The 19018-nt window shown below is 71.9% G+C and carries 14 protein-coding genes; 4 read left to right on the top strand and 10 right to left on the bottom strand.

What is annotated here, in order from left to right:
- Positions 1–384, bottom strand: a 384-nt coding sequence (locus ACNAW0_RS00005; RefSeq protein WP_416285714.1) for a MerR family transcriptional regulator, incomplete at its 3' end; no start/stop codon positions are given.
- Positions 385–1269: 885 nt separating this feature from the next.
- On the opposite strand from ACNAW0_RS00005, the gene ACNAW0_RS00010 reads away from it, so the two are divergent.
- Both ACNAW0_RS00010 and ACNAW0_RS00015 read left to right on the top strand, forming a co-directional pair.
- Entirely contained in the window at positions 1270–4152 is a 2883-nt protein-coding gene (locus ACNAW0_RS00010) for a glycoside hydrolase family 48 protein (protein ID WP_416285715.1), read from the top strand.
- Between the two features lie 406 nt (positions 4153–4558).
- On the top strand, positions 4559–5446 hold the full coding sequence (locus ACNAW0_RS00015; RefSeq protein ID WP_416285532.1) for a phosphatase PAP2 family protein: 888 nt from the start codon (positions 4559–4561) through the stop codon (positions 5444–5446).
- On the opposite strand, the gene ACNAW0_RS00020 is transcribed toward ACNAW0_RS00015, so the two are convergent.
- Positions 5447–5899 carry a YbhB/YbcL family Raf kinase inhibitor-like protein gene (locus tag ACNAW0_RS00020; RefSeq protein ID WP_416285533.1) on the bottom strand — a complete coding sequence of 151 codons (453 nt, stop codon included), beginning with the start codon at positions 5897–5899 and terminating at the stop codon, positions 5447–5449.
- Between the two features lie 104 nt (positions 5900–6003).
- On the opposite strand from ACNAW0_RS00020, the gene ACNAW0_RS00025 reads away from it, so the two are divergent.
- A complete protein-coding gene (locus ACNAW0_RS00025) occupies positions 6004–6675 on the top strand; it encodes a maleylpyruvate isomerase N-terminal domain-containing protein (RefSeq protein WP_416285534.1) in 672 nt (223 codons plus the stop codon).
- A 65-nt stretch (positions 6676–6740) separates the two neighbouring features.
- Here the strand turns inward: ACNAW0_RS00025 and ACNAW0_RS00030 are convergent, their stop codons facing one another.
- Positions 6741–7595 carry a DUF1028 domain-containing protein gene (locus ACNAW0_RS00030; RefSeq protein WP_416285535.1) on the bottom strand — a complete coding sequence of 285 codons (855 nt, stop codon included), beginning with the start codon at positions 7593–7595 and terminating at the stop codon, positions 6741–6743.
- A 52-nt stretch (positions 7596–7647) separates the two neighbouring features.
- Entirely contained in the window at positions 7648–8880 is a 1233-nt protein-coding gene (locus tag ACNAW0_RS00035; protein ID WP_416285536.1) for a low temperature requirement protein A, read from the bottom strand.
- Between the two features lie 190 nt (positions 8881–9070).
- On the opposite strand from ACNAW0_RS00035, the gene ACNAW0_RS00040 reads away from it, so the two are divergent.
- Positions 9071–9985 (top strand): hypothetical protein, encoded by a 915-nt coding sequence (locus tag ACNAW0_RS00040; protein WP_416285537.1) that lies wholly within the window; start codon positions 9071–9073, stop codon positions 9983–9985.
- A gap of 144 nt (positions 9986–10129) precedes the next feature.
- Here ACNAW0_RS00040 and ACNAW0_RS00045 read toward each other — a convergent pair whose 3' ends face one another.
- From ACNAW0_RS00045 to ACNAW0_RS00070, 6 genes are all read right to left on the bottom strand, one after another.
- On the bottom strand, positions 10130–11029 hold the full coding sequence (locus ACNAW0_RS00045) for a hypothetical protein (RefSeq protein ID WP_416285538.1): 900 nt from the start codon (positions 11027–11029) through the stop codon (positions 10130–10132).
- Positions 11026–11535: a SigE family RNA polymerase sigma factor gene (locus tag ACNAW0_RS00050; RefSeq protein ID WP_416285539.1), complete on the bottom strand. Its 510-nt coding sequence runs from the start codon at positions 11533–11535 to the stop codon at positions 11026–11028. Before ACNAW0_RS00050 ends, ACNAW0_RS00045 begins: the two co-directional genes overlap by 4 nt.
- A 116-nt stretch (positions 11536–11651) precedes the next feature.
- Entirely contained in the window at positions 11652–13988 is a 2337-nt protein-coding gene (locus tag ACNAW0_RS00055) for a transglutaminaseTgpA domain-containing protein (RefSeq protein WP_416285540.1), read from the bottom strand.
- Complete coding sequence (locus ACNAW0_RS00060) at positions 13964–15220, bottom strand: DUF58 domain-containing protein (RefSeq protein ID WP_416285541.1); 1257 nt, start codon at positions 15218–15220, stop codon at positions 13964–13966. Before ACNAW0_RS00060 ends, ACNAW0_RS00055 begins: the two co-directional genes overlap by 25 nt.
- A 9-nt stretch (positions 15221–15229) precedes the next feature.
- On the bottom strand, positions 15230–16225 hold the full coding sequence (locus ACNAW0_RS00065; RefSeq protein ID WP_416285542.1) for an AAA family ATPase: 996 nt from the start codon (positions 16223–16225) through the stop codon (positions 15230–15232).
- 30 nt (positions 16226–16255) lie between these two features.
- The gene (locus ACNAW0_RS00070) at positions 16256–18883 is read right to left on the bottom strand and encodes a fibronectin type III domain-containing protein (RefSeq protein WP_416285543.1); all 2628 of its coding nucleotides are present in this window, start codon (positions 18881–18883) and stop codon (positions 16256–16258) included.
- Positions 18884–19018: the final 135 nt, after the last annotated feature.

Here is a 19018-nt window from a genome sequence, read left to right on the forward strand (position 1 = left end):
ACCCCGGTCGATGGCGTCCATCAACGCCAGGAACTTCTTGCGGCGCAGGTTCATCCCGCCACCGATCTCGCTGACCCACTCGTCCACCGCCAGGCCGCGAGCCAGACAGAACTGCTGCATCGCCGCCACCTGCAAGGCCAGGTCGGCCTTCTGCCCCAGCGAGGAGACCCGGCAGTACACCACCACCACCCTGCGTCGGGCGGCGTCGAAGCCGGGCTGCAACACCCTACGCACATCGGAGTCGTCGAAGTACCGCTGCCCCGACGGCAGACGGCGAGCCACAATCCGCCCTTCCACCTCCCATCGACGCACCGTCCTCACCGAACGACCGATCCGCGTAGCGAACTCGCCGATCCGATAACACTGCCCACGATGGTCGACAATAGACGGTTCTGGCCAGAAAAACGATCACTAGTCGCTCCTCCTCGAAGTGACTGGCCACCCTGGGGTCGGGAGCGCTCCCAGCATAGGCCCAGCCGTGGCCGGCCGCGTCCCCTGGGCGGACCGCGGTGCAGGGCGCGGGCCGGGCCGGGGCGGGTGGCCGGTGGTCAGTGGGTGGGTGTCGCTCGGGGCGCGGGGTGAGCGGCGGGGTGGGCAGATAGCGAAAGGAGGCCGATCGGGCGGCGTGTCGCGCCTTTCTCGTCGGCCTCTTTTCCCGTCGACGGCGGGGGTTTAGTGTGTGGGGACGGGGGAGGGCGACCCCCGTCCCCACGAGTGGTGCGAACACGCGCGAGTGTGGATTTGGCGTCCTGTCGTGCGTGTCGCGCGGGAGCCGGGCCACGCGAGTGGCTCTGGTTCCACCTCCCCTCCATGCCGGTGGGTGATGGCTGGCGGCGGCGTCCGGGCTGGCCCGTCGTCAGCCTCTTGGGCCACTGGAGACACAGGTTCCCCAGCAAACTCGGATTTGCACCTCGGTCGATGGAAGCGCTCCCATCGGCGATGCTTGCGACTGTAGTGCCCGTCACCGGTTTGGGAAAGCCCCAAAACAAGATCGAAACATGGATGTGGCTGATTGCCTGGACGTTGTGGTGGGAGCGCTTCCATGTCACACTCTCCCCAATCGCGACACGGAGCCAGCACGCGCGAGCGTGGGACCGCCGAGGGCACCCGGACACCCGGTGCGGCGTCCTGCGATCCCCGGCACGACCGGGTCGACCACCTTTCCGGGCGCCTCCGTCCCCCCGTGTCCGCCCGTCGACGCGTGGAGGCGCCCCGCCGGGGCCGCACGGTCCCGGCCCGGTCCGAGGAGACACCGCGCACATGAGACTCATGGCCAGACGTCGCCGCATGGCGATGTTCGCCGCCACCGCCGTCACCATCGGCGGGGTGGCCCTGCCCGCCGGTCCCGCGCAGGCCGCCCCGGCCTGCGACGTGACGTACGTGACGAACGACTGGACCGGCGGCTTCACCGCCAACATCGACGTCAAGAACCTGGGCGACCCGGTCAACGGCTGGACGCTGAAGTTCACCTTCCCCAACAGCAGCCAGCAGGTGACCCAGGGCTGGTCGGCCAGGTGGAGCCAGTCCGGCAGCGAGGTGACCGCGACCAACGAGTCGTGGAACGGCGACCTCGGCACCGGCGCCACGGCCAGCATTGGGTTCAACGGCGCCTACTCCGGCAGCAACCCGAAGCCCACCTCGTTCACCCTCAACGGGGTCACCTGCAACGGCGTCACCGCCAACCAGCCGCCCACCGTCGCCCTCGACGTGCCGGCCGGGCCGTTCGTGGCGCCGGCGACCGTGCCGCTGACCGCGACCGCCAGCGACCCGGACGGGACCATCAGCAAGGTCGAGTTCTACCGCAACGGCCTGCTGGTCAACACCGACACCACCGCTCCGTACGCGTACACCCTGGACAGCCTGCCGGCCGGCAGCTACACAGTGCAGGCCAAGGCGTACGACAACCTCGGCGCCAGCGCCGTGGCTGAGAAATCCTTCACGGTCAACCCCGCCACCGGGCCGGCCCTGGTGGCCGCCCCGCTCGCGCTCAGCGTGGACAAGGGCAGCACTGCCACCTTCAACCTGAAGCTGAGCGCCGCACCGAGCGGCAACGTGCCGGTGACGCTGACCCGCACCGGTGAGCCCGGCATCACCGTCTCGCCCACCGCGACGACTTTGACGCCGTCGAACTGGAGCACCGGCGCCACCATCACCGTCGCCGCGGCGGCGAACGCCGGCAATGGCACCGCCACCATCACCGCCGCCGCCACCGGCTACACCCCCGTGTCGGTGACCGCCACCGCGGTCGACGCGGGCGGCGACAACGCCTACATCAAGAAGTTCCTCGACCAGTACAACAAGATCAAGAACTCGGGCTACTTCAGCCCGGAGGGCGTGCCGTACCACTCGATCGAGACACTGATCGTCGAGGCACCCGACCACGGCCACGAGACCACCTCGGAGGCATTCAGCTTCTGGATCTGGCTCGAGGCACAGTACGGCCGGGTCACCCAGAACTGGGCACCGTTCAACAACGCCTGGACGGTGATGGAAAAATACATAATTCCGAATCATTCAGATCAGCCAACCGCCGGCGCCCCGGGCACCCCCCAGTACGCGGCAGAGTACAACCAGCCCAGCCAGTACCCGTCGCAGCTGCAACCGAACGTGCCCGTCGGCCAGGACCCGCTGCGCAACGAGCTCCAGTCCACCTACGGCACCGGCGACATCTACGGCATGCACTGGCTGCTCGACGTCGACAACAAGTACGGCTACGGCCGCTGCGGCGACGGCACCACCCGCCCGGCCTACATCAACACCTTCCAGCGCGGCCCCCAGGAATCGGTGTGGGAGACCGTGCCGCAGCCGACCTGCGACACGTTCAAGCACGGCGGCCAGTACGGCTACCTCGACCTGTTCATCAAGGAAGCCAACGCCCCGGCCAAGCAGTGGAAGTACACCGACGCCCCGGACGCCGACGCCCGCGCCGTGCAGGCCGCCTACTGGGCGCTGACCTGGGCCAAGGCGCAGGGCAAGCAGGCCGACGTCGCGGCGACCGTGGCCAAGGCCGCCAAGATGGGCGACTACCTGCGCTACTCGCTGTTCGACAAGTACTTCAAGAAGATCGGCAACTGCGTCGGCCCCACCACCTGCCCGGCCGGCACCGGCCGCGACTCGGCGCACTACCTGCTCTCCTGGTACTACGCCTGGGGCGGCGCGTACGACACGTCGCAGAACTGGTCCTGGCGCATCGGCTCCAGCCACAACCACTTCGGCTACCAGAACCCCCTCGCAGCCTGGGCACTGACCAACGTGCCCGAGCTCAAGCCCCAGTCGCCGACCGCGGTCGCCGACTGGCAGAAGAGCTACGACCGGCAGCTGGAGTTCTACACCTGGCTGCAGTCCACCGAGGGCGGCATCGCCGGCGGAGCCACCAACAGCTGGGACGGCAGCTACTCCCAGCCGCCGGCCGGCACGGCCACCTTCTACGGCATGTTCTACGACGTCGCCCCGGTCTACCGGGACCCGCCGTCCAACCAGTGGTTCGGCATGCAGGCCTGGTCGATGCACCGCATCGCCGAGCTGTACCTGCAGACCGGCAACACCAAGGCCAAGGCGCTGCTGGACAAGTGGGTGCCCTGGGCCATCGCCAACACCACCCTGGGCACCAACTGGTCCATCCCGTCGGACCTGCAGTGGACCGGCCAGCCCAACAACTGGGACCCGGCCAACCCACAGCCGAACACCAACCTGCACGTCACAGTGACCAAGGGCGGCCAGGACGTCGGCGTCGCCGCCGCGTACGCCCGGACCCTGATCGCGTACGCGGCCAAGTCCGGCAACACCGCCGCCAAGAACACCGCGAAGGGACTGCTCGACGCGCTGTCCGCCGCCGCCGACACCAAGGGCGTCTCGCGGCCGGAGACACGCGAGGACTACGGCCGCTTCGACGACGTCTACAACGCCAGCAACGGCCAGGGCCTCTACATCCCGCCGGGCTGGACCGGCAAGATGCCCAACGGCGACGCCATCGCCGCGGGCAAGAGCTTCCTGGACATCCGGTCGTTCTACAAGAACGACCCGGACTGGCCGAAGGTCGACGCGTATCTCAAGGGCGGTCCCGCGCCGACGTTCAACTATCACCGGTTCTGGGCCCAGGCGGACGTCGCCATGGCCTACGCCGACTACGGCACCTACTTTCCCGCGGGGTGAGGTGACCACTCCGCCACGGGTGGCCGGACCACCCGTGGCGGAGGCCGACCGGGCCGAAGGCGGAACACACAGGGCTCGATCGGCGACGGCCTGATTCCTGTCAGGCCGGGTGGGCCGGCCGTCCGGCCGACGCAGCGGACGGACCGGCCCACCCTTGCGCCCGTAGACGAACTTGCCGCGAAAACACGCGCGAAAAACCGGCCGCCACGGGATCACATCAGGGCCATGGAGGGAGTAACGTACATCACCGGAGAGGCCGCTCCCCCCGTGGCGGCCTCTCTCCTAATTTCCGACCCGCCGTCCGCATCGGATCCTCAAACCGGATGCTCGGCCACCGCCGCCCGACCCCAGCAACCAGGACGCGACGGCAACCCAACGAACGCTCTAAACGGCCGGCCGATAAGTTGTGTCAGTGGGCGGGACAACGAGAAATACAACGGCGATCCGGCTGGTCGTGGTGGCCACGGCCCAGGCGATCGCGCTGCTCCTGATCTGGCGTTTCGCCGTGCACACCCCGACCGGCCAGTGGATCGACACCGTCGCGCTGACCGGCAACCAGATCGGCCGAAACCGCATCGACGGACCGGTGAACCAGATCCTCAACGCCATGTCGGTGGTGTCCCTGCTGATGGCGACCGCGGTCATCGGCTTCATCGCGCTGATCCGTGGCCGCAGCGCCCTCGCCGTCACCGCCACCATGCTGATCGCCGGCGCCAACGTCAGCACCCAGCTACTCAAGCACCTCCTGACCCGCCCCGACTTCGGCATCGACCCCGAACGCGCGGCGGCCGGCAACAGCCTGCCCAGCGGGCACACCACAGTGGCCGCCTCGGTGGCCGTCGCGCTGATCCTGGTGCTACCCCCGAAGGCGCGGGTCGCGGGCGCGTTCCTCGGCGCCGGCTACGCGGCCGCCGCCGGCGTGGGCACCCTCTCCGCCGGCTGGCACCGGCCCAGCGACGCCATCGCCGCGTACCTAGTGGTCGGGGTCTGGACGGCGATCGCCGGGCTGATGCTGCTGCTCTTCCAGCGGGCACGCGCGGCGGCCTCGCCAGCCGACGCACACCCGACCGCCGCCGCCGTGCTCGGCCTCGGCGGCACGCTCGCACTCGTCGCATCCGGGCTCGCCGCGTCCTGGCTCACCCGGCTCACCGACTTCCCCGCCGACGAACTCAGCCGCCGTCCACTCTTCATCGGCTACGCCGGCAGCGCGGCCGGCATCATCGGAACGATGGCCGTGCTGGCCGCGCTGGTCCTGGCGCTGGTGCACCGCCTGGTGCCCCGCTACCAGGGCTGATCAACGGAAATAGGTGCCCACCATCGTGCCGCTGGCGATCTCCTTGTCGCCGAGCGCCCGCTGCACGTCGGTGGCCTGCGGCGCGTCCGGCAGATCCAGCGGACGCTCCAGAGCGTAGAGGCGGAAGAAGTACCGGTGCGGCTCCTCGTGCTGCGGCGGGTGCGGGCCGCCCCAGCCCGTGGTACCGAAACCGTTGGGCCACTCCTGGCCCCCGAGCGGCACGCCGCCCTCGGGTACCCCGTTCGACCGGGGCGAGATTCCGGTCACCAGCCAGTGCAGGAAAGGGGTCTTCCCGGCGTCCGGATCCTCGACGAACAGGATCAGCTCCTCGGTCGAGTCGGGAACGTCGGACCACTCCAGCGGCGGCGAGACGTTCCCACCCTCGCGGGAAAAACGCCCCGGGAGCATGTCGTGGTCGTTGAATGCGGTACTGCGGAGCATGATGCCGGCCATCGTGCGGCGCCTCCTCTCCTCGTCCTGCGGCGCGTACCCGGCCCGGCGGCGGCGAAACGACAGGTGACAGGCTGGCCCGGCAGGCAACGGACGGAGAAGGCCGAATGGACACGGTACGGGCAGGGTTCCGCGACGAGTGCGCGCGGCTGGAGGAGGTACTGCGCGGCCTCGACGAGGCAGACCTGGACCGGCCCACACCCTGCCCGCCCTGGGCGGTGCGGGACCTGCTCGCGCATGTGCGCACCGGCGCCGGACGGCTGGTCGACATGCTCGCCGCCGAGCAGCCCGAGCGGGCCGAGGTGGACGCCGCCGCCTACTTCGGGGCCGCCAAGTTCGCCCCGGAGGTGGACAGCGCCCGGATCGACAGCGCTCGGCGGGAGGCGCGGGAGCTGCCCGGCGTACCCGAGGTGGCCGACGGCTTCGCGGGTGCCTGGCGGGCCGCCGACGCGGCGGTCGCCGCGCAGCCACCGGGACGGCTCGTGCGTACCCGGCACGGCGATGCGATGACGCTCACCGAGTTCCTGCGTACCCGGGTGGTGGAGGTCGGCGTGCACGGCCTGGACCTGGCCGATGCGCTGGACCGGCCGCCGTGGCTGACCCCGACGGCCGCCGAGGTGATCGCGAACCTGCTGACCGCCGGCCGGCCGGTGCCCGACGGACTCGGCTGGGACCCGCTGACCCTGGTCCGCAAGGCCACCGGTCGGGCCGCGCTCACCCACCGGGAGCGGACGCTGATCGACCGCGCCGGCATCCGCTGGCTGTCCTTCAGCGGCTGACGGCCCCGTCCTTCCACAGCTGGCCCGGACCGACCGCCGGCTGGCCTGGACCGGTCGGCGGCGGGTCAACCGACGGTGCGCTCGGCCGGGGCGGTGCGGCGCAGGTGGTCCAGAACGATCGGGTCGATGCGACCGACGACGAAGCGCTCCTCCAGGTTCTCCACCCCGGCCCACGAGGCGAGCGCGTCGTCCAGGCCGGCCGCGCCGACCGGGTGCCCGGCGGCGGCCAGCAGCGCGGCCACCTCGTCGGCCAGCGGGCCGGTGAGGTCCTGCAGCGTGGTCGGGTCGGGCTTGCCGAACAGCAGGGTGTGGGTGTCGAGCAGGCGGCCCAACTCGGTGACTGGGTCGGGGTGGTCGTCCACCCGCAGATCGACCAGCTGGTCACCGGTGCCGGCGTATCCGCCGAAGCGCTGCACCACCAGCAGGCCGGCGCTCTGCCGGCCGCGCCGATCGCCGCCGGCCTCGTCCCCGGCGTGCAGCGCGGCCAGCAGCCGCTGCGGGAAGGGCAGCTCCGCCCCACCCAGCCAGGCGTCCCGGATCGCGTCGATGACGTGCGGGCCGGCGAGGATGTTGCCCTGCGCGGCCCAGCCGTCCCCGGCCTGGCCACCGGCCCATGGGTGGCAGAACGGCCCGGTCCAGGTGGCCCCGTCGCCGGTCGCCCCGACCACGCCGAGCTGCCGCTCGTCGCGGCCCGGGTCCGCGGCGACCAGCCCGGCGACCACGTCCGCCGGGGCGACTCCGGTCCGCAACAGCGCCAGCCCCTGCGCCCGGTAGGCCAGGTTGAGGTGCGCCTGCGTGGCGACGGCGCCCACGTCGGCCTCGGCGGCCGGGACCAACGCCCCGGCGGCGAGGAACTTGCTGGCCACAGCGACGCCGTGCAGCCGGCCGTCGGCGGAGCGGGCGACAATCGAGAAAGTCACTCGCGGATCGTAGCGCCGTGACGGGCGCGGTCGTGTCTGCCGTGTGGCCGGCTCAGAACGGCGGGGCGGCCGCCTCCGGCGGCTTGCCCCGCGCCCGGCGGGCGTCGGCCACCGCCACCGCGGCCAGCACGGTGGCGGCCACGGCCGAGGCGATCAGCGGCGGGTGGTGCAGCAGCAGCGCCACCGAGCCGAGCAGGACCAGGATCGCGATCCAGCGGGACGGTGACACCCGGGCGAAGACCTCGTACTCGAGCCGTGCTCGACCGGCCAGGAACACCGCCGGACCGATGATGATCAACGCGACCCAGGCCGACTCGGCTCGATCGAGGGGATGCTCGATGGTCAGCTGGTAACCGATGGCGATGGCGGTGATCCCGACCAGCATGACCAGGTGGGTGTCGGCGGCGGACCGGCCGACCGTCGCGGGATGCCGCGCCTTGACGACCGCCTCGCCGAGGATCTGTCCGGCCCGCTGGTAGTAGATCCGCCAGAGCAGGATCGAGGTGAGCAGCGCCAGAGCGAAGGCGAAGGTGGGGTTGCGGGTGAACGGCCGCGCACTGTAGGAGAATCCGGCGACGAGGATCGTCTGGCCGAGCGCGATCAGGAAGAACTGCTGGTAGCGCTCGGCCAGGTGCTCCCCGGCGATGTCCCACTGCGACACGCTGGATCGCCCCAGCCCGGGCACCGGCCAGCCCGTCAACCCCGCCAGGTATTCGGTGCCCAACGCCACCGCCCACAGCACCACTCGAGGGCCCGTGGGCACGAACGCCCCGACCAGCCAGAGCACCCCGGTCACGCAGTACACGGCCAGCACGCGCAGCTGGAGTCGCCGGTCCGGATGCCGGCCGAAGGTGATCAACAAGATCAGCGGCCGGGAGACCTGCGTGACCACGTACGCGGCCGCGAACGCCAGGCCGGTGATACTGAACGCCTCGGGGATGGCAACGCCCATGACCATGCTGCCCACCAGGGCGATGATCATGATCAGCTGCAACCCGAGTCGGTACGGGTCGTGGTGGCTGGTGGCCCAGGAGATGCCCTGCCAGACCGTGTAGATCGCCACCAGCAGCAGCAGGGTCTTGCCGCCGCCGGTGATCGGCGACCACCCGGTGGTCCCGCCGGGCTCAAGGGCCAGATCCTCGAAGGACCGGTCCGCGATGCGGGTGAGCGCGAAGACGAACACCAGGTCGAAGAAGAGCTCCAGGAACGTGGCACGGGCGATGGTCGTGGAAACCGGTGGATTTCCTCGTTCGCTTTGCCCACCGGTCTCGTCACCGGTCGTCATGGTCGACTGTTCGTGCCGTCGCTGCAGGCCACCTGGCAGTCGTAACACGCTCGCCCGATGCTACGGCCGGTATCACCCAGATTCCCTGCTTGCCCGCGCAGGTGAGGCCGGAGGCCGGTGCGTGCAACCGATGGCCGCGGCCTGCCGTCCAAATCATCAGGACAGGCGCCAGCGGGGCGGCCGGTGGGACATGGGGGAGCAGATGGGGCGGATCAGGTACCTGGTAGCTGCGGTGGCGGTTGGGACGTTGCTCGTGGGCTGTGGCGAGCGGGTCGGATCAGGCCCCGCCGCTCCGGGCAGCCAGGCCATCGCGTCCACTGCGGTTGGCACGCCGCAGGTGGATCCGATTGCGTTGATCGGTTCCTGGACGCTGGCGGACGTCGACGACGCCACGGGTGACATTCTGCGGCTCGCCTCCGGCACGGACGACGGCCTGCTGTTGTTCGGCCGCTGCGGTGTGCAGATGGGGACGTGGCGGGCCGACGTCAACGGCCTGTTCGTCGCCGACATCACCGGCAACACTGTTTCTGAGAACGCTCGGGGATGCGGGTCCGGCGCTGAGGTCGTCGCCGATCCCTGGCTGCGTCGGGCCGCTGCCTTCCGCGTGGAGGGCGACAGCCGGGTCCTGCTCGACGGCCAGGGTGTGCGCGTAGCCCGGTTGCTGCCCGGTGCGAGGCCGACCCCTGGGCCGAACCTGCTGCCAGAAATGGCGGAGCCGCCCAAGGTCACCGACGAGGTCCGGCGCGCCTTGGCGCCGGCCACCGCCCTACCAGAGGCGTTGACGCCAGCGCGCCGGGACACCCTTCTCGGTCGGTGGGTGCCCGCCGACGCGCGGTGGTTCAGGTCGAAGGGACCGTACGTCGAGTTGCGCGATGACGGCGAATGGCGAGGCTCCGACGGGTGTAACGGCCAAGGTGGACGGTGGGTCGCTGGGCCCGGCGGTGCCCTGCTCGCCACCGCCGGAGTCAGCACGCTGATCGGCTGCGACAACGTTTCCGTGGGGACGTGGCTCTCCTCGGCTTCGCGAGCAGGGCTGGATGGTCAGGTGCTCGTACTGTTCGACGCCGCGGGGAAGGAGACGGGCCGGCTGCGCCGCGACCGGTGACGCAGTCGCCGGGCGCGCTCGCTGTCCTGGCGGGCAGCGGTGCCAGTGCAGCAGACCCGGGTGTACGTCCAAGCTGCGCCTGCCGGATCGAAGTTTTGGATTGTGGCCCGGCCGGGAATTCACCGGCCGGGCCACGTTGTCTGATCACCGCAGGTGGAACCGTTCGTCCATGGCGAGGGCGGCCAGTTGCGGCACGGTGAACGGCAGTTCCTTCAGCCCGTGCTTGGGGCTGCCGAAGGACCGGCTCTGTGCGACGAAGGTGACCGCCCCGTCGGGGTGCCGGTAGGCCGACCACTGTTCGAAGCGGGGGTCGATGGTGGGCCGGACGACCACACCGACCTTCGTGTTGCCGACGGTCACCACTTGGCACTGGCCCTGCATGCCCCAGAACTCCTGGGTCAGCGCGCACGGTTCGGTCGGGAGCCTGTTCCCGCGGGTGTACACCTCGACGGCCACGCGCCCGGTCCGGTCTCCCTCGGCCACGGTGGCCAGGGACGTGTAGCGCCACACGTCGACGCCGTTCACCTTCTCATCGAACTCGGCCTGGTTGCTGCGCGGCGGATCTTCGTCCACGGTCTGGTTCGCCGGGTTCTCCGGCACGACGTACCCGGTCGGCACCACGGCGATGAGCTCGTCGAGCAGCCGAACCCCCTGGTCGTACCGGCTGCCCGCGCGCGCCGTGCGGTCCTCCTGCGGGCGGCCGTCCGGCCCGGGCGGCCACGGCTCGGCGGTGCCCTCGTTGGAGGGGCTCGGAGTAGGCGTCGGCGACGGGTCCGGGATGGGCTCCGGTGCGGAAGCCGCCGGGCTCAGGTCGCCGGAACCCGCGGTGCCCGTGCCCGGGTTGCCGGCACCCGCGGTTCCGACCGCGGCCACGCCGGCGATGGCCAGCACCATGGCCGCGGACCCGGCGCAGGCCCACCCGGTGCGCCGGCGCGCGCGGGCGCGGCGTGCGGTGCCGAGCGCGGTGGCCGTGTCCAGCGGTGGCGGCGGGACGACAGCGGCCATCTCGTGGCGGAGCGCCTCGCGCAGGTCTTCACCGTTCATCGTTCCCCCTTCTCGGTCGTGCTGTAGGCGGGCTGTAGAAGGCCGCGTAGGTTCTCCAGGCCGCGTGCCGCCTGGCTCTTCACGGTTCCGGGTGAGCAGCGCAGCAGCGTGGCGGTCTCCTCGACCGACAGGTCCTCCCAGTAGCGGAGCACCAGAACCGCTCGCTGGCGTGGCGCCAGGGTGGCGAGCGCTTGGAGCATCACCAGCCGGTTCTCCGGCGATTCGGGTGGTGTGGGGCGTTCGGCGTCCTCCCCGCCCACCCGCTCGCGCCGCCACCAGCCCCGCCGTCGTTCGTCCAGGAAGGTCCGGACCAGGATCTGTCGTACGTAGGCGTCGAGCACCTCGTGCCGGGAAACCCGGTTCCAGGCCAGGTAGAGCTTTGTGAACGCGGTCTGGACCAGGTCCTCAGCCCGGTGCCAGTCGCCGCAGAGCAGGTACGCGGTGCCACGCATCGCGTCCGACCTCGCGGCGAAATAGTCCGCGAACGCCGTGTCGCGGTCGCCCATTCATGCCTCCGATCCCCGATTCGGAGATAGTCACGCTCGGTCCGGGTCAGGGGGTTGTTCCGCGGAACGGGATTTTTGTGGCGCGACACGCGACCTGGGCCGGCTGGGCGAGCCGGTCAGCGGTGCCAGCGCAGCGGACCCGGGTGTACGGTCCACAGCAGCCGTCGCCACCACGGGCGGGCCGTGCGCAGCGCCGCGGCGTACCGGGTGGCCAGTTCCGCGGCCCGAGCCGCCTGGCCGGGGGTGGCGGTGTGTGGGGCGAAGGCGACCTGGTTGAGCAGCGCGGCCAGTTCGTCGGGCTCCCGGTCGGCCACGTCGCTGCCCGGCTTCCCCGGCCGTTCGGCAAGGGCGTCGGCGAGGGTTCGGCGGGCCTGCACGGCCACCTCGGCGGCGGCCAGGTCGTCGCCGACCGGGTGGCCGGCGAGCCGCAGCGTGTCGGTCAGTTCCCGCCAGGCGCCGGCGATGCGCCGGCCGGGGTCACCGCGTTCGAGTCGGGTGCGGGTGAGGTTGCGGCGCAGCGTGGCGAGGGTCAGCAGCGCCAGCCCGATCAGCAGTGCCAGGGTGCCGGTGCCGCCGCCGACCAGCACCGGCGTGCTCAGGCCGCCCCGGTCGGCTCGTGGGCCGGGTGCGGCCTCGGTCGGTGCTGTGGGGGTGGGTTCCACCGTCGGTTCGGGCACCTCGGAGGGGGGCGGGTTGTCGGGGGTGGGGTGGAAGTCCTCCTCCACTGGGCGGGGGTCCTGGTCGGGGCGGGGCATCGGGTCGAACGGCACCCAGCCGACGCCGTCGAACAGCACCTCCGGCCAGGCGAAGGCGTCTGCGGCGTGGACCGGGCCGTCGTCGTTGGGGGCGAAGCCGACCACCACGCGGGTGGGTAGGCCGGCCAGTCGGCCCAGCACCGCGAATGATGCGGCGAACTGCTCGGAGGTGCCCTGCTGCCCGCCGCCGTTGCGCGGTCCGAACAGGAAGAATGCCAGGTTGGGGTAGGCGTGCCCGCTGGGGGCGTCCGGGGTGGTCCGGTAGTGCTCGGCGAGGAAGTCCTGGATGGCGGTGGCGCGGGCGTACGGGGCGCCGTTCTGTTCGGCGAGTTGGGTGGCCAGGTGGCGTAGCTGCTCCGGGGCCCCGTCGGGTACCCGCAGGACCCGGGCGACGGGGTCGCCGGCGGGCACGTTCGCGGTGGCGAGCAGGTTCGAGTCGAGGTGTTCCCGTGCGGAGGTGACGGTGTAGCGCAGCCCCGGGGTCAGCCCTTCGGGGCGGATCAGTGTTGCGGTCGTCGGGTCGTAGGCCACGCGTGCGCCGGTGACCTCGCGTGGGGTTGGTACGGCGGGTAGCAGCCGGCCGGTCAGGTCGGCGACGGTGATCTGTTGGCGGATGGTGTCGGTGGTGGTGTCCGGGGCGGGTTCGGTGGTGGGCAGGATCCGTCCGGCGTTGCGGTAGGTGGCGCCGACCCGCCAGGTGACGCCGTCGTAGTCGCTGAGTACCGCGAGGCGGATGCGGGCGGGTCCGGTCGGGCCCGTCTCGGTGTGTACCTCCAGCAGCTTCTGGTCGGGGTTCAGTGCCCACCCGGAGATGCGGATCAGTGGGTTTTCGTCCAGTGATTCGACCTGTGGTGGTTCGACGTAGCGGCGGGGGTCGACGGGGCGGTCGTCGACCTGGGCGGCCACGATCGGGGCGAGCAGGGCGGTGAGCGCGACGACCACTGCCACGCCGGCGGCGCTGGCGGCGAGCAGGCGTAGCCGCACCGTGGCGCGTACCGCCGGGGTGAGCCCGGCCGTCGGGTCGGTGGTGGTCGGGCCGTCGCGGTGCGACGGTGTCGCGAGGCCGGCGGCGGCGACGGCGGCGAACACCACGGTTGGTGTGATCGCCGGGCCGGCGTTGGGGCCGACCACGTAGACCGCGCCGGTGTAGAGCAGCACGGGTGGGAGGTAGCCGAGCAGCATCCGGCGGGTGCGCAGTGCCACCTCGGCGGCGGCGAGTCCGGTCAGCCAGGCGGCGACCACCGGCAGCAGCACGGTGTCCGGTGCCGGTTCGACGGGGATCATCGCGGTCAGCAGGCGGGGGATGGCGTTGCGGGCGGCGTCGGCCGTCACCTCGGCGAGGCTGCCGGGCAGCGCGGCGTGGCTGGCGGCCAGGCGCAGCGACAGCAGCGTCCACCCGGCCAGGCCGGCCACGGACAGCGGGGCGACCAGCCAGGACGGCTGCCGCCGGGCGGCGACGCTCACCAGCACCGAGCCGATCGCCGCGCCGAGGATCAGCCGGGTCAGCAGTGGGTCGGCGTACACCCGGCCCAGCACGACGCCGGCCAGCGTGATCATGGTGATCAGTGCCAGCGGCACGGGCACGTCGCGCAGGGCCCGCAGGGTGCGTCCGTTGGTCCGGCCGGTGGGCGGCCCGGCTGTCGGGTCCGGGTCCGTCGGGGTCTGGGTCACGGTCACCATCGGCGGATTCCGTCCCACCCGGCGGCGAATTCGGCGCCGTCGGCGGCGTCGATCACCAGCAGGCCGGCCGCGCCGGGCGGCGTCGGCTGCGCCGCGCCGAACACCCCGACCACCAGCGACGGGTACGCGCCGCGCAGCGCGCCGACGTGCCCGAGGTCGGTGTGGGCGCCCGGCCCGGTGAGGAAGATCAGGGTGTCGCCGAGTCGCTCCTGCCGCAGTCGGCTCACCGTGGTGCGCAGGGTGTCCTCGTTCCCGTCGGCCAGCTCGACCGCGGCGAGCCGGTCCAGCGGGCTCTTCGACGATGCCAGCTCGGCTGGCGGCCATAATTCGGCCTCCGCGCCGCTGGGCGGCGCTCCGGACCGAATGAAGGCCGGTCTGGCGTCGCGCCGCGACCTGGAGCCGTCGGTGGGTTCCTCGTCGGCGGGTGCGACCAGCAGCAGGGCCACCGGCAGGTCCTCCCGGACGGCCGCGGCCACCACCGAGGCGGCGGCCTCGCAACCCGACTCGAACGACTCGGCGATGCCGGCCACCCGCTGCGGATGGGCGGACGCCCGGTTGTCCAACACCACCACGATCCGCGGGAGGCTGGTGTCCACGTTCTCCCGCACCATCAGCTCGCCCACCCGGGCGCTGGTACGCCAGTGCACCCGGCGCAGTTCGTCGCCGACCACGTACTCCCGGAGCGAGTCGAAGGTGATCGAGCCGTGTGGGACGCTGTCGGTGCGCCCGTCGAGGCTGCGTCCGGCCCCGGTCGGCACCGCCGTCAGCGGGTGGATGCGTGGGTGCACCCAGACCGGCACCGTGCCGCCGTAGGAGCGGGCCAGCGCGACCAGGCCGAGGGGGTCGCGGCGGATCACCCGCAGCGGGCCGACCGGCACCACGCCACGGCGGTGGGTCGGCACGTCGTAGCGCACCTCGGTGTCGCGGCCGGGACGCAGCCGCAGCAGCGGCACCGGCACCACAGCGGCGCCGCAGCGGTCCTCGGCGAGCAGGTTCGCCGCCCGCAGCCGCCCGGTGTTGCGTACGGTCAGGGTCATCGCGGCCGGCTCCCCGCGGGCCACCCGGTCCGGGTCGGCGACCCGTTCGACCGTCAGCCGGGGCCGCCAGGCGGCGTTGACCAGGGCGTATCCGACGGCGACGGCGGCCGCCACGCCGAGCACGGTCAGCTCCGGGTAGGCGTAGCCGAAGCCGACGCCGAGCAGCACGAGGGCGGCGACGAGCAGCCCGACGCCGCGGGCGGTGATCCCCACGGTTTTGCCTCAGCCGAGCACGGGGGCGGGCTGACCGGACGGCAGCGGCACCGGCACCGAGGCGACCGCCTGGCGCAGCACCTCGGCGGCGGTCACCCCGCGCACCTGCGCGTCCGGGGTGAGCAGCAGCCGGTGCGCGAAGACCGGCTCGGCGAGGGCCTTCAGGTCCTCCGGCATGATCCAGCCCCGTCCGTCGATCAGCGCGTACGCGCACGCCGCGCGGGTCAGGGCGATCACGCCGCGAGGGCTGACCCCGACCCGGACCTGCGGGTGGTTGCGGGTGGCCGCGGCCAGTCGCACCGCGTACCCGTAGAGCGGCTCGGCGATGTGCACCCGCTGGGCCATGCGCACCATCTCGCCGACGGTGGCGGTGTCGGTGATCGCGTTCAGCGAGTCGGGGGAGCGGACCGTCGCCCCGCGCAGCACCTCCACCTCGACCGACTCGTCGGGGTAGCCGACGGAGAGTTTCACCAGGAACCGGTCGAGCTGGGCCTCGGGCAGCCGGTAGGTGCCGTCCATCTCCACCGGGTTCTGGGTGGCCACCACCAGGAACGGCTGCGGCACCGGGTGGCGTACGCCGTCCACGGTGACCGTCCGCTCCTCCATCACCTCCAGCAGCGCCGACTGGGTCTTCGGCGACGCCCGGTTGATCTCGTCGGCGATGACGATGTTGGCGAACACCGGCCCCGGGTGGAACTCGAACGCGCGGGAGGCCTGGTTGAAGATGGTCACCCCGGACACGTCCGAGGGGAGCAGGTCCGGGGTGAACTGGATGCGCCGCCACTTACCCTTCACCGTCGCCGCGATCGCCCGGGCCAGGGTGGTCTTGCCGACCCCGGGCACGTCCTCGAGCAGGACGTGCCCCTGGGCGAACAGCGCGGTCAGCGCCAGCCGGACCACCTGCGGCTTGCCCAGCACGACCGCGTTGACGTTCTCCGCCAGCCGGGCGGCGAGGGCGGCGAAGCCCTGCACCTCCGGCTGGGTGAGCGGTTCGGGGGTGTTCACGTTGCGCAGGTGCTCCTCTTTGTGGCGTGTTCAGCAGGTGGGCAGGAGGTTGATGTTGTCGCCGCCCTCCAGGTTCAGCCAGGCCCACGGGATGTAGTTGCGCCCCGAGTACTCGACCTGCACCCACCAGGTGCTGCGCTTGTCGTTGTTGTAGATGTAGGCGTAGACCTCTTCACCCTGCACCTTGCAGTACGCCTTCAGCCGGGTGCCGGGCTTGGCCCAGCCGACCTGCTTGGAGTTGATCTGCTGGGGCACCGAGAAGACCTCGTTGCCGTTGCGGCCCGGCACATCCCGGTTGCAGTAGGTGGCCTCCGCGCCGGACGACCCGTTGTTGCAGGTCGCGATGCCGTAGAGCGCGTCGGTCGACTGAGCCTTGGTGGCGGTGCCCTGGCCGGCGGCGTTGGTCGCGGTCACCGTCACCGTGTACGCCGTGCCCGGCGTCAGGCCGGTCACCCGCAGGCTGGAGCAGCTCCCGCTGGCGGACTTCCCGCCGGTGGCCGCCGAACAGGTGGCGTTGCCGCCGCCCGCGTCCACCGTGAACGACACCGTCACCGAGGTGACGTCCGCCGACGAGCCGGTCACGGTGACCCGGGGCGCGGCGACCGTACGCGCCGTGGTGGTCGCCTCCGCGCCCGGACCGGCCTCGTTGACCGCCTTCACCTTCACCGTGACGTTCTGCCCGTTGCCCAGCCCACCGACCGTGGTCTGGGTGTCGGTCACCTCGCTGGTCTTCCCGCCGACGTCCACCAGGTACTTGGTGACCGGGCGGCCGTTGTCCACCGCCGGCGCCCACTGCACGGCGACGGTGCCCGGCTGGTCGGCCACCGTGGACGCGTGCAGCTCCGTCGGCGCGGCCGGGGCCGTGAACGGCACCACCGTGTTACTCACCGGCGACGCCTTCGACCCGGCGCCCTTGCTGCTGACCGAAACCACGGTGAAGGCGTACTGGGTGCCGTACTCCAGCTGACCGGCCGGGATCACCAGCTCCGTCTTCGTCGACTCACCGGCCGGGGCGCTGGCACCGGCCGAGGTGGCGGTCACCGCGTACCGGGTGATTTTGTTGCCCTGCCCGTTGGCCTCAGGCCACCTGACCAGCACGGTGCCGTCGGGCCGCGCCTCGGCGGTGGTACTGGCCGGCGGATCCGGCACCTCCGCGGTCGGGGTGACCGGGTTGCTCCGCCTCGCCGGCCCGTCACCCTTGGCGTTGACCGCGTGCACCTGGAACGTGTACCTCTCGCCATTGGTCAGCCCAGTGATCTCCAGCGAACGCTGGTTCGCGCCCACCTCGTGGCGCTGCCCGGCACCCTCCACCACGTACTTGGTGATCTCGGCGCCGTTCGCGGCGGCCGCCTGCCAGCTGACCCGCGCCGACGCGTCGCCGGCCGCCGCGGTCACGGCGCGCGGCGCGCCCGGCTTACCCACCTTCGGCTTCTTCGGCGGAGCCGGCGGCGGGGGAACCGGCGGCGGGTCACCGCCGAGCACGTCGTTGGCGTACTTGTTGACCTCGCGGGCCCGGTTCTTGTCGTCCACGACCTGCGCGGTGGCGGCGTTCGGCGGATTGATGAACAAGTGGTTCTCGCGAACCTCCAGCTCCATCGGGCCGGGCCGGCCGGAACCCTTCACGCTGTCCACGAGCTGCCCGGCCGCGTCGAACGAGTACACCGTGCCGGTGCCCTCGTCGGCGACATAGAACCGGCCGGCCCACGCCACCGCCGGGGTGAGCCGACCACCCGCGCCCGGGATGGTGAACTGCCGCACCTCACCGCCGTCGCGGACCACGTGCACCTTCCGCTGGCCGGTCACCGTGACCGGCACCTGCGGGCCGCTGGTCCGCGGCGGCAGGCTGCCCGGGGCGGTCATGTTCAGCGCGGCCCGCTGCGTCCGGCCGGCCTTCACCGTCACCAGCGAGGCGGAGGTACGGTCCAGCACCGCGACCCCCTCGTCCAGGGTGGACACCACCAGCTCGTGGCTCGGCTCCGCCACCTCGTACGTCTCGACCTGCTTCGGGCTCAGGCCAGCCGGTGGCGCCGCCTCCGGCTTGGCCGGCAGCTCGGCGGCGGTGACCGCCGACACGGTGCCCTCACTCGGCACGGCGATCCACAGCCTGCCGGCGCCGTCGAACGCCCCGCCGGTGATGCCCGGCGGATAGTGCACCGGCTCACCCACCGGGGTCAGCGAACGCGGGTCGAGCTGCCGGACGATGCCCTGCACCGCGTCGACGACGAACGCCTGGTTGTCGTGCAGCGCCACGTTCACCCCGAGGCCCGGGGTCGTCGGAGTGGTCGCGCTGATCTGGAGCGTGGCCAGGTCCAGCGAGCTGACCTGGCCGGTGTTCAGATCCCGCAGGATCAGCAGCCGGTCGGTCTGAGCGACCTGCATCTGGTGCCGGCGCGCCCCGGGAACCTCCATCCGGGTGTCCACCCGCGCGGTGATCCCGTTGACCCGGGCTATCTCGCTGCGGGTGGCGCTCCACAACCACGACGAGGCGTCGAAGTTGGCCACCGCGTTGTCGGCGGCGCCCAACCCGAGCACGGTCAACCCCATCGCGGCCAGCAGCGCGGCCACGGTGCCTACGGTGACCAGCCCGCCCCGAAGCTTCCGGGTACGGGGCCGGGGCGGTTGCGCCCCGGTGCTCGTGACGTCCTCGATGGTGGTCACTGCGACCGCCTCCCCGTGTCGGTGGGGGAGAAGCCGCGCAGAAATCGACCCTCCCCAGAGCCGGGAGCCATCATAGGGGCCGGCCGACAGACGTGAAGCCCGTACCGTCCTCCTGTGGACACCCAGCGTGTCGCG

Origin of the sequence: Micromonospora sp. SL1-18 (assembly GCF_047921505.1) — a bacterium.
Classification (GTDB): domain Bacteria; phylum Actinomycetota; class Actinomycetes; order Mycobacteriales; family Micromonosporaceae; genus Micromonospora.